General features: G+C 34.2%; 11 protein-coding genes. 3 read left to right on the forward strand and 8 right to left on the reverse strand.

All coding sequences use genetic code 11. The features are described from left to right. Window positions 1–3 precede the first annotated feature (3 nt). The 3 genes from FOL89_RS08745 to FOL89_RS08755 all read right to left on the reverse strand — a co-directional run bounded on the left by FOL89_RS08745 (window position 4) and on the right by FOL89_RS08755 (window position 2,378). Entirely contained in the window at window positions 4–492 is a 489-nt protein-coding gene (locus tag FOL89_RS08745; RefSeq protein ID WP_144282441.1) for a hypothetical protein, read from the reverse strand. Window positions 493–844: 352 nt separating this feature from the next. After that, window positions 845–1,210, reverse strand: a complete 366-nt coding sequence (locus tag FOL89_RS08750; protein WP_144282442.1) for a hypothetical protein — start codon at window positions 1,208–1,210, stop codon at window positions 845–847. A gap of 28 nt (window positions 1,211–1,238) precedes the next feature. Next, window positions 1,239–2,378 (reverse strand): acyl-CoA dehydrogenase family protein, encoded by a 1,140-nt coding sequence (locus FOL89_RS08755; RefSeq protein ID WP_144282443.1) that lies wholly within the window; start codon window positions 2,376–2,378, stop codon window positions 1,239–1,241. A gap of 236 nt (window positions 2,379–2,614) precedes the next feature. Here FOL89_RS08755 and FOL89_RS08760 point away from each other — a divergent pair, with 236 nt between their 5' ends. Continuing rightward, complete coding sequence (locus FOL89_RS08760) at window positions 2,615–4,393, forward strand: AMP-dependent synthetase/ligase (protein ID WP_144282444.1); 1,779 nt, start codon at window positions 2,615–2,617, stop codon at window positions 4,391–4,393. Between the two features lie 261 nt (window positions 4,394–4,654). Here the strand turns inward: FOL89_RS08760 and FOL89_RS08765 are convergent, their stop codons facing one another. Together FOL89_RS08765 and FOL89_RS08770 are read right to left on the reverse strand one after the other, a co-directional pair. Beyond that, window positions 4,655–5,431, reverse strand: coding sequence for a zinc ribbon domain-containing protein (locus tag FOL89_RS08765; RefSeq protein ID WP_144282445.1), 777 nt, complete (start codon window positions 5,429–5,431; stop codon window positions 4,655–4,657). Window positions 5,432–5,433: 2 nt separating this feature from the next. Further along, window positions 5,434–6,531 carry a Nif3-like dinuclear metal center hexameric protein gene (locus FOL89_RS08770; protein ID WP_144282446.1) on the reverse strand — a complete coding sequence of 366 codons (1,098 nt, stop codon included), beginning with the start codon at window positions 6,529–6,531 and terminating at the stop codon, window positions 5,434–5,436. A 61-nt stretch (window positions 6,532–6,592) separates the two neighbouring features. On the opposite strand from FOL89_RS08770, the gene FOL89_RS08775 reads away from it, so the two are divergent. Both FOL89_RS08775 and FOL89_RS17545 read left to right on the forward strand, forming a co-directional pair. Continuing rightward, a complete protein-coding gene (locus FOL89_RS08775; protein ID WP_144282447.1) occupies window positions 6,593–7,420 on the forward strand; it encodes an ion transporter in 828 nt (275 codons plus the stop codon). A 45-nt stretch (window positions 7,421–7,465) separates the two neighbouring features. After that, entirely contained in the window at window positions 7,466–7,627 is a 162-nt protein-coding gene (locus tag FOL89_RS17545; RefSeq protein WP_185146946.1) for a hypothetical protein, read from the forward strand. Window positions 7,628–7,755: 128 nt separating this feature from the next. On the opposite strand, the gene FOL89_RS08780 is transcribed toward FOL89_RS17545, so the two are convergent. The 3 genes from FOL89_RS08780 to FOL89_RS08790 all read right to left on the reverse strand — a co-directional run bounded on the left by FOL89_RS08780 (window position 7,756) and on the right by FOL89_RS08790 (window position 11,798). After that, window positions 7,756–8,001: a hypothetical protein gene (locus tag FOL89_RS08780; RefSeq protein WP_144282448.1), complete on the reverse strand. Its 246-nt coding sequence runs from the start codon at window positions 7,999–8,001 to the stop codon at window positions 7,756–7,758. Window positions 8,002–8,087: 86 nt separating this feature from the next. After that, entirely contained in the window at window positions 8,088–11,255 is a 3,168-nt protein-coding gene (locus tag FOL89_RS08785) for a T9SS type A sorting domain-containing protein (protein ID WP_144282449.1), read from the reverse strand. Between the two features lie 75 nt (window positions 11,256–11,330). Then, window positions 11,331–11,798 carry a regulatory protein RecX gene (locus tag FOL89_RS08790; protein WP_144282450.1) on the reverse strand — a complete coding sequence of 156 codons (468 nt, stop codon included), beginning with the start codon at window positions 11,796–11,798 and terminating at the stop codon, window positions 11,331–11,333. Window positions 11,799–11,863 lie beyond the last annotated feature (65 nt).

The raw sequence follows: 11,863 nt of genomic DNA on the forward strand, positions 1-11,863 counted from the left end.
ATTTCAATTGATGGTTAATAATTTTATATTTTCCGGAGTTTTCCCAGATAATTTTATTATTAGAACCGGATTTTTAAGTTTACCAGATTTGTATTCTTCACTTTCTATTTCTCTGTATTTAACTACTAAATCCTGATCTTTACTCTCTATTTCCGCAACTTCAATATCTCCGTAAACAATTTTATTTAGCTTGGGTTTTATCACAAGTAAATATTCATTTTCTTCCAGAGTCGGAACAGGTTCAGATCTTGAGAAATTCTTATCACTCAGTTGGTCATATATTTCTACAACCTTTTCAAATGTAGTCACAAGAGTTATTTCCGGTAGAGAAACATCTTTATTAAATCTTTTAATTTCAGAAAACTCAATTGCCTTTTGCTGGTGGTTCACTATCAATTGGTTATTTGCATTGTTATATCCCACAAAATTACTACAGCTCACAAATGCAACCATAAGTAAAAACGATACTGTTAACAAAAAAGAGTTTTTCATTTAAAAGTCTCAAAAAGCAAAGGTAATTATTATTGTATTTACAAAAAAAGTTTTTTTATATATAATGTGGTATTATTTTTTATAATTGTCCGTTTTAATCTATTGAAAAAATGTTTTAACATAAAGACCCGCAAAGATTTTATAACTAATTAAGGATATTCAATTTATTTCTTATAAAAAGACAAAAAATAGCTTGTATAAAAAAAAACAATTAAAATTATAGTTAATTTTAATCATTTTTTAATCACAATGATTATGAAATTATAAAAAAACACAGTACTTTTGTTGCATAATATTTATTAAATATTTGGTTGGTAAAGTAAAAGGCTCTCAGATTGAGAGCCTTTACTGTTTATTTCATATTCACTACTTTATCTACAACATATCTTGTATTTCCTCTCCATGGAAGAGCACCATTATATTCTTTGTAATGAAGATCAAAAACTTTTCCGCTATTGAGTTCCAACTGTTTGAAAACTTCCGGATCAGAAACAGAAAATTCAAACTCATAACTGGTAATTGTTCCTGTTTTCCCTTTTCCGAAACCTTCTTGGATCAGTTTGCCTTCGTAGGTTTTAAAAACATATCCTTTTTTGATCGCATAGTTAAGATAACCAGATTTCACGCCCTCTCCGAAGACGAAAAAAAATTTATACCAGAAGAAAACTCCCAATAAAAGCAGAATAACTCCGGCTGTAATCCACAAAGGTTTTTTCATAGCAGTGTTTTTTTAGTTTTTGTTTTAATTATTTTGAAATACTTCTCGAAATCACAATTTTCTGAATTTCAGAAGTTCCTTCATATATCTGCGTGATTTTTGCATCTCTCATCATTCTTTCTACGTGATATTCTTTCACATATCCGTAACCGCCATGAATTTGTACGGCTTCAATAGTTGTATCCATTGCAACTTGAGAAGCGTATAGTTTTGCCATTGCTCCACTTTCGGAAATATCTTTACCCTGATCTTTTTCTGCAGCAGCTTTAAAGCACAGCATTCTTGCAGCAGTGATTTGGGTTGCCATATCTGCCAGTTTAAAAGCTATTGCCTGATGATTAATGATTTCGGTTCTGAAAGCTTTTCTTGTTTTAGCATATTTAAGAGCCAATTCGTAAGCGCCTGAAGCAATACCCAAAGCCTGCGAAGCAATTCCAATTCTACCTCCGTTCAATACTGCCATTGCAAAGTTAAAACCAAATCCGTCTTCACCGATTCTGTTTTCCTTAGGAACTTTTACATTATTGAAAATTAAAGAATGAGTATCACTTCCTCTGATTCCCAATTTATCTTCTTTTAAACCGATTTCAAAACCTTCCCAGCCTTTTTCAACGATAAAAGCATTGATTCCTTTATGTTTTTTCTCAGGATCAGTCTGTGCAATAACGATGTAGTATGAAGCTGTTCCGCCATTGGTGATCCAGTTTTTGATGCCATTTAACAAATAGTAATCTCCTTTATCTTCTGCTGTTGTTTTCTGAGAAGTTGCATCAGAACCTGCTTCCGGCTCAGATAAAGCAAATGCTCCAATTACTTCACCACTTGCAAGAGGTGTAAGATATTTTACTTTTTGCTCTTCAGAAGCAAATTTTTCAAGTCCTGCACATACCAATGAGTTGTTTACAGACATTACTACGGCAGCAGATGCATCTACTTTTGCAATTTCTTCAATTGCAAGGACGTAAGAAACACTATCCATTCCCGCACCGCCATATTTAGGATCTACCATCATTCCCATAAGTCCCATTTCTCCCATTTTTTTAACCTGCTCTGTCGGGAACTTTTGATCACGGTCTCTTTCAATAACTCCCGGTAATAGTTCGTTTTGTGCAAAATCTCTTGCTGCCTGCTGAATCATCAGCTGTTCTTCTGATAAATTAAAGTCCATAAAATGTAAGAATTATATGCTCGTAAATTTACACTTTTTAGGCTAATGTTAAAAAAAATTAATGATTACAGATAAAACACTTATCATAGATAATTTTTAAATATTCAATAAAAATAAAAATCAATTCAATTATCTTCGGTATTATGGCAAGCATTTTAAATATTTATAATTAATAGGAAACAATTTCACAATTAAAAAAAATTCTTATATTTAGGTTTCTAACTATATTAAATATCATGACTATAAAAAGATTATTCGATATACCATATTATGCTCTGCAAAATCTCCCCAAAAATGATATGTTTGTTACAAAATATCAGGGTGAATGGAAAAAAACATCCACACAGGAGTTTATTAATCAGGGGAATAAAATCTCTCGCGGACTTCTGAAACTAGGCATAAAACCCGGGGACAAAATCGCCCTCATTACCACCAATTCACGTACAGAATGGGCTGTAATGGATCTGGGGCTTTCACAGATTGGCGTAGTTTCTGTGCCTGTTTACCCAAGCATTTCTCCGGAGGATTACGACTTTATTTTCAATAATGCTGAAGTAAAATACTGCTTTGTATCTGACAAAGAATTGCTGGATAAAGTAAGAAAAATAAAACGCAATGTAGCAAGCTTACAAGGTGTTTTTACTTTTGACGACATCAGTGGTGCGGCCAACTGGAAAGAAATAATTGATCTGGGTGAAGATGACTCTACCCAAATAGAAGTAGAAGATCTTTCTAAAGGAATTAATCCTGAAGAACTCGCTACCATTATCTACACCTCAGGAACTACAGGAAAGCCAAAGGGAGTAATGCTTACTCACGAAAATATCGTGTCAAATGTGTTGGGTTCTGTTCCAAGAATTCCTAAAAATAAAAGTCTGGACTATAAAGACACCCGTATTTTAAGCTTTTTACCCATTTGCCATATTTTCGAAAGAATGCTTTTCTATTTATTCCAATACAATGGGTTTTCTATTTATTTTGCAGAGAGTATTGAAAAAATGGGAGAAAATGTAAAAGAGGTAAAACCTCATTACATGAGTGTGGTTCCTCGACTTGTAGAAAAAGTGTATGATAAAATTTACAATACTGGCTCAAATGCAGGCGGATTGAAACAAAAAATATTTTTCTGGGCTTTGAATTTAATTCAGAAAAAGAAAGTGATTTCAAAACCTTCCGGATTACAGGAAATCATTGCAGACAAATTGGTGTTTAAAAAATGGAGAGAAGGTTTGGGCGGTGAGATCATCACCTTAGTGTCAGGATCTGCGGCTTTATCAACAAGATTAAATTTAATGTTTCAGAATGCCGGAATTCCCATTCTAGAAGGGTATGGTCTGACGGAAACTTCGCCCGTAATATCCGTTAACTCTTTCGGAAAAATGAAAGTGGGAACAGTGGGACATCCTTTGGATAATTTAACCGTGAAAATTCAGGAAGATGGAGAAATTACCGTAAAAGGACCTTCTGTTTTTAAAAGTTATTTTAAAAATGAAGAAATGACCAAAGAAACATTTACTGATGAAGGATTTTTCAAAACAGGAGACATTGGTCATATCGACAGTGAAGGTTTCCTGCAGATTACAGACCGAAAAAAGGAAATGTTTAAAACCTCCGGCGGAAAATATATTGCTCCCCAAACGATAGAAAACCTTGCAAAAGCTTCAAAGTTTATCGAACAAATCATGGTGGTGGGTGATGGCGAAAAAATGCCGACCGCTTTTGTACAGCCTGATTTTGAGTTTGCTAAAAACTGGGCATTGAGAAATAATTTAACTATTGGAACAACACCACAGGAAATTGCCCAAAACCCAGAACTAAAAGCCAGAATTGAAAAAGAGATTGATAAAATTAACGAACACCTTGGCAATTGGGAAAGAATTAAAAAAATTGAATTAACACCGGAAGTCTGGAGCATCGAAAGCGGACTCCTCACTCCTACTCTGAAGTTAAAACGTAAAGCAATTAAAGAGAAATTTATAGATTTGTATAATAAGATGTATGGACATCAGGAATAAAAACAAACCGCTTCAAAAGAAGCGGTTTTTATATTTTGGGTTAACTTTTCGGTAATCAATAACTGGAAACAAGATGTTTCGTAAAATAACTTTTAGTCATATTAATAACCACCCGTCAAAAATTCTTTTCTGAATTTCCACCACCCCTCCGAAGGATGGAAATTTTTGATTTTTCAGCTTGCTTTATTGTCCACAGTTTAATAGAAAAAGAAAAGCTGCCTTTAATTGAGGCAGCTTTTGTATTTTAAAACTAAGTAATATTTAGAATTTAATCACAGATTTCATTTTCTCTGTTTCTTCCATTACCAATTCGTCATCTACAAGGATTTTTCCTGAATGTTCGTCAATGATAATTTTCTTTCTCTGAGCAATTTCCATCTGTTTTTGTGGCGGAATCGTAAAGAATGAGCCTTTTGGAGCCCCTCTTTCCAAACCTACAACTGCTAAACCTGTAGAAGAATTGCTTCTGATTCTGTTATAAGAAGCCAATAATCTTTCGTCTATTTTAGAAGCAAATTCTTTAGATTTTTCGATCAAATATTCTTCTTCTTTCTGCGTTTCAGAAACCAAACCGTTCAGTTCTTCTTTCTTGAATTTAAGGTGATTTTTAAGATCATTGATCTTATTGTTCAGATCTCCTAAAGTTTCTTCTTTATGACCAATTTTAGCACCAAATTCTTTGATTCTCTTCTCGGCAAGCTGAATTTCCAGTTCCTGATATTCTATTTCTTTTCCTAGCGCTTCAAATTCTTTATTGTTTCGTACGTTATCTTGCTGAGATTTGTATTTTTCAATAAGCGTTTTGGCGTGATTGATCACTTCATTTTTTGTACTGATCTGATCGTTCTGATCTTTTATTTCTGCATGAAATTTCTCAGCTCTCGTTTCAAGACCTTCAATCTCAATTTCAAGATCTTCTACTTCTATTGGCAATTCTCCTCTTGTGTTACGGATTTCGTCCAATCTTGAATCGATGATTTGAAGATCATACAAAGCTCTTAATTTTTCTTCGACTGAAATTTCGGTGGTTTTTGCCATATCTAAAGGAAATAATTTACTGGGTTTGTTTTTTCACTAGATTTTAAGACTGCAAATGTACTAATTTTTTGTGATAAAATTTCAAATATTTGTTGAGCAACCCATTGTTCAGATTCATAATGTCCTACATCGCAAATCAGCATTCGGGATTCTGCCAGAAAATAGTCATGATATTTAAGATCTCCGGTAATGTAAGCGTCACATTGGTTTGCCAAAGCAGATTTGATTCCGCTCGCTCCGGAACCGCCCAAAACCCCTACTCTTCTGACTTTTTTGCCCGTAAAATCTGAATACCTGATCACTTCTACATCAAATTTATTTTTAATCAACTTCAGAAAATCTTTTTCCTCCATTTCATCTTCAAATTCACCAAACATTCCTAAGCCTGAATATTGATTATGATTGTCCAGACTGTAAATCTGATGCGCAACTTCTTCGTACGGATGCGATTTTTTCATGGCTGCCGTAACTGCTTTTTCTTTATAAGCTTCAAAAATCACAGAAATCATACTTTCATCCGCATTTTCACGCACATTCTGGTGTCCTGAAAAAGGATTGGAACCTTGGTTGGGTCTGAATGTCCCTCTTCCTTCAATGGTAAAACTGCATTCATCATAAAAACCAATATTTCCGGCTCCTGCTTCAAACAGGGCTTCCTTTACAGCTTCTATATGATGATTCGGAACGAAAACTGTTAGCTGTTTCAGATTATTTTTTTTAGGCTGAAGAATTTTTAAATTTTTTAAGCCTAAATGATTGCATATTCCGGCATTGACTCCAAAAAAATCATTATCGAAAGCTGTATGGATGGCATATATGGCAATTTTGTTTTCTATGGCTTTTAAAACCGCTCTTTCTACATAATTTTTTCCGGTAATTGATTTTAATCCTGAAAAGATGATCGGATGAAAACAAACAATAAGGTTACAGTTTTTTTCAATGGCTTCATCAACCACATTTTCCAGAGCGTCATGACAAACAAGAATACCGCTGACGTTTCTTGCCGGAACTCCGCACAATAATCCAACATTATCAAAATCTTCCGCCTGCGGAATGGCAATCTGTTTTTCTATGATCGTAATTACTTCCTTTATTGTCATTTTATTCTGTAAGTTTGTTACGAAAATAGTTATTAATTTAGTTAAAACAAAAAAAACATTCATGGAAAAAGAACACGATCTGGTTGCCGGAGACAAGCTTTGGAAAAAAATATGGTTTCGTATTATTTACCGGGCAGATACCAGAATGGGGAAACTTTTTGATGTAGTTTTGCTGATTCTTATCTTGCTGAGTACTTCTATTATTATGATGGAAAGTATTCCAAAGCTGAATAAAAAATTTAATATTTATTTTATTATTATTGAATGGATTATTTCTATGCTTTTTACAATTGAGTACGGAACGAGAATAGCTGTAGTTAAGAATAAAAAAAATTACATTTTCAGCTTTTTCGGAATTATAGATCTTCTTTCGCTTATTCCTTTTTATCTTAGTTTTTTCTTTCCTGTTACCAAATATTTTTTGATTTTCAGAATGTTGAGAATGCTGAGAGTGTTCAGAATTTTTAATCTTCTGGATTTTATGAATGATGGCTTTGTGATTGTGAGAGCTTTACGAAACAGTTCCAGAAAAATTTACATTTTTCTTTTATTTCTGGTTATTTTTTCTGTTATTGTGGGTTCTCTAATGTTTATGGTAGAAGGTGGAAGACAGGGTTTTGAAACAATTCCGCAGTCTATTTATTGGGCGGTAGTGACAGTAACGACTGTAGGATACGGTGATGTCTCACCAATTACTCCTGCCGGGAAATTTTTTGCGGTTATTTTGATGCTTGCCGGTTATTCTATCATTGCTGTGCCCACGGGAATTGTAACTGCAGAAATGAGAAATAAAAGACAAAATCTGGAAAAGATTTGCGAACGCTGCGGAAATGAGGATATTGATGATGATGCGAGATACTGTAAACAGTGTGGCAAGAAATTGGCTTAGTAGTTTTTATAAAAAAATTCTATTAATCCAATACCACAAAAAATCATGGAACCACAAAAAAGAAACAGACCCAACAATTTAGTTCTTATTCTAGTTGCTTTGATAGCACTGATGATTGTTATTTATTTTGTACTCGTTATGTTTTTCCCAACCATTTTTGAACATATGAATACAGGGGAAATACAGCCTGTAAAGCCTAATGAGTAATTCTTTAATCTGAGTTGTCTTAAAGTTTTAGTATTCTAATAAGAAAAACTTATCCTTAAGTTAGTTTAAATATTAACATAAAAAAACTCCCTCTTCGGGAGTTTTTATCATTTTAATTATGTTGGTTCTTAATTGCTTTCCTTTAGCTTCTTTTTCATTTTAGCTCGTACAGCAATGGCAGCAGCTAAAACAAACAATGCAGGAATATAATCATCAATAGGAGCCGACTTAGGATCTCCCGGATTTCCGGGATACTCGTCTTCTTCTGCTACCTCATCCTGAGTAGTTTCATATACATAAGGATTATCTGTTGCTTCCTGCGCCAGTGCAAAACCGGAAACAGCAAACAAACCGGCTATTATGATCTTTTTCATATCTAAATTTTCTTTTTTTTTAAGTGATATGTATCGCCTGCCTGTGGTTTTAAATTAAAATCAAGTCAGGAGGCGATCCATTGTTCTTATTTCATTATTTTTTTCGTGTATTCTTTACCTTCAGATACTGCTTTTACAACATATACTCCTTTTGCATTCAAAGTGATTCTGATTTCTTTAGAACCGCCCTCAATAGCCTGAATCTGTCTGCCTGAAGCATCGTAAATAGTTACACTGTCAATATTTTTATTGTTTCTTACAAAGAAATTCTCTCCGTTTCTATACACCTCAAAAGAATCTTTAGACACCTCCGAAGTTGATAATATCCCCAGTTTGTAAACAATCTCGAATCTGCTGGAAACATCTCCCGAATTGGCTGCAAATGAGTAAGTGTTATTCTGAAGATCAGTATAAGTTCCCGTTACTTTATCATGAAGATAAATTGCCTGTCCGTTATTGAAGATTCCTTCTTTCTGAACCAATGAAATAGTGAAGTTTCCGTTCTGGAAATGTTTTGCACCTACCGGAACCACATCATTGATGTTGAAGCTTTCTCTTCCCTGAATTACAAGTTTCTGAGTACCTGCCAATGTATAAAATGCATCAGAACCTGTTCCTATTGCTTTTGAATCGTACGGGTCAAAAGAATTAGATGCCCCGTTGATATATGCTACGGCAAATGTGTTGTTGGTATTGTAAGAAGAGTTTAATCTCAGCCAGAATTTACCTTCTGTAGATGAATTGTTTTTGTTATAAAAAGTTGCCGCAGCTGCAGTTCTCATGTCATTGCTAAAACTTAGCGAAGTATCTGCTGCATTGGTTGCTTTTACGATAAATCCTTGTCCGATCTTAACGCTGTTTTCCGCAGGAATAGCCGAAATGTTCGGAGCCGGAGTCCAAATTTGAGATACCGGGTTGTATGTTGCATATCCGATATTGGTTGTCGTTGCACCGCCCTGTACTGTTACGCTGTTGCTGGTGTTATCCCAGAAATAGAAAGTATTTGAGATTCTTCCTGAGTTGGTATTATAGAATGCTGTTAAATCAAGGTTTGAAGGGTAAGGATTTCCTACAAGGTTGTATCCGTTTCCTGCCGTTGACAATGGAAAAGTCTGGGTGCCATTGTTGGGAACTCCTATAAACTCTACGTTAGAAACCACAGGTGTTTTAATAGAGTATCCTTTCGCAAAAACTGAAGTAGTAGAAACTGCGTTTACGAAATAATCAGTCGCTGTATCATACTCTGTAATGAATGAAGGAGTTGATCCCGAATACATAGCCGTTAGATTCTGTGAAGCAACAGGAGATGACCAGAATGCATATTTGTCTTGTACGCTGCTTCCGTTTTTCAATACTTTGAAAGTTCCGCTATGGTTCAAAGCTCCTGAATCTTTGATCACTAAATTCCCTCCGTCTTCTACTATTACATCTTCTGCATTGATTGTATTTGTTCCGTTGATCTCTAGAACTCCTCCGTTTTTAATGGTGATATTATTGGCGGTGAAAGCAGGCTGTGATATTGTGGAGTAAACTCCTTCAATGATTGCATCAACATTTGTTAACGGAGTACCGTTTGACCATACTGTACCGTTCCACGTGGTAGTAGCAGTACAATTTGGAGTAGTAGTATAAATTGTAGTAAACCCACCATTTACGAGTCTAATATCATCAATATATCTTATTGCCGTTGTACCATAATAATATAATCGTACATAAACATTTTGATAATTTGATAAGTCTGTTGTTTTTTCAGTCCAACTACCATTCGTAAAATCACTCATTGGATAGGTAACTACAGATGTCCAAGTTAGATTATCTGGAGATGTTTCTACCGCAATATTATAATTATTATTGGTAGATGTTTTTTTCAAAGAGAATGTTATTGAAGATGGAGATGCTACAATATTATCATAGGTAACATGCACATTGTTTGTATTTATTCTTCCAGAATATGTTCCTAATTTAGCTTCAACATCTGATTGTGTCGCATCTGATGTCCATCCTGTATCATTATTTTCAAATCCATAAGAATAAGTAATCGCTGGTGTACCGGAAGTTGTTTGATATACTGCATAGAGAGTAACATTTCCCGCAGTAGTATTATATACATCACCTCCGGAATAAGTAGGTGCAGCAGTAGTATTACTGTTAGTATCCCAGCCAGCAAATGTATAATTTCCACAATTAGCCAATGTTGGTAATGTGATTGTATTTCCTTCATAAGTTACGAAAGGAAAATTAGCATTTGTGAAAGCAGCACCATCGTTCATCAATGATAATGTATAATTCGGCTTCGCTTCAAAATTAATCTGAACTTCAGTTGCAGCGCTTGGAGTAACTGTGAATTGATTTCCATTTTGTGTTACTGTTGCTGATCCACTAATAATTGTATAAGCAGGTGTAGCATATGTATATCCAGCAGTTGGTGTAGCTGTAATTATGTTACTAGAAACAGACACAGTTCCAAAATTTGTATTATTTGATGTTGCAGAAACAGGAAAAGTTGGTGCTGTTACAGTTAACTGGTAACTTGCATTTACTGCACAACGAGTTCCATCTGCAACTTGAGTGACTACTATATTTGTATTACCCATACCAACTATTGTCACTTGTCCATTAGAATCTACAGTTGCTACAGAAGTATTGCTACTTGACCATGTTTGTGTAGAAGTATTGTTAGTTGTAAATACATTTGTAAAAGGAGCATCAGCAGTTGTCTTGCTTAGAGTTGCAGAAGCAAAAGAAAATGTTGGTGCTAAACATCCAGAAGTAATAGAAACATCATCCATATCCACATTTCCGGTAGCTTTAGTGTAAGTCCATTTAACATATCTTGAATCAGGTGATAATGCGATTTCGATATTATCACAATCGGAAATAGCGACTGAACCTGTCGCTGTTCCATAACTACCAATCGTTGTCCAGTTTATAGCATCAACAGACTCTTCTACTGTTACCTTTGACTGTCCAGATGTGCCTTGTTTTTTTAAAGAAAAATTTAATTTATCAGGAATAGTATCAAAATTAACTTGTATCCAAGAATTATTATTTCCAAATATTAAGGCATTATTTCCAGTACAAGCACTTGTACTAGTTCTATCAGTTGTACCATTTTGTGTCCAACCTGTTGGTTCAGCACCAGTCCAAGTAGTTCTTGACACAGGTAAAATTGCTTGCCCCCATCCCCAAACCGAGAAAAGAGCCATCAAAAATGCATACAGCGTCTTTGATTTCGTGTGTAATTTTAATTTCATATATAACTAATTTATTTTTTAGCAAAACTAAAAAAATATTTCTATTTGTTAATAAAACTTAAAATTACATATATATTAATTTTCAATTACCCGCAAAATAAGGTCATATTCAAAGCCTCTACTTAAAAGATATTTAATAATTTTTGATTTTTTTTGATAATCTTTCAATCCTTTCAATTTACCTGTATAGTTTTCGCTGATCTTATTTATTATCTTTAAATAATCATTTTCATCAATTTCATTAAAACAGGTAGAGATTAGTTTATCAGTTATGCCTTTTTGTTTTAAATGAATCTTAATTTTCGTCTTTCCCCAATTTTTAATGTAAAATTTTCCGCGGATGTAGCTACGCGTAAATCTTTCCTCATTTAGATAATTTTCTTTCATCAGATACAGAAGAATTTCCTCTTTCGCTTCCGGAATCAAAACAAATTCACGCATTTTCTGCTCTACTTCAGCATGACAGCGGTCTTGGTAAACGCAATAATTAACCAGCTTCTGTTTTGTTTCTTCAAAGGTGAACAATTTTTTGTCGGGATTCATTTTAGTTGATCATTAATGATTGATGCAAAATTACAACTGCAAAAAAGAGGTACAAAATACTTTGC

Origin of the sequence: Chryseobacterium echinoideorum (assembly GCF_007474535.1) — a bacterium.
Lineage (GTDB): Bacteria > Bacteroidota > Bacteroidia > Flavobacteriales > Weeksellaceae > Chryseobacterium > Chryseobacterium echinoideorum.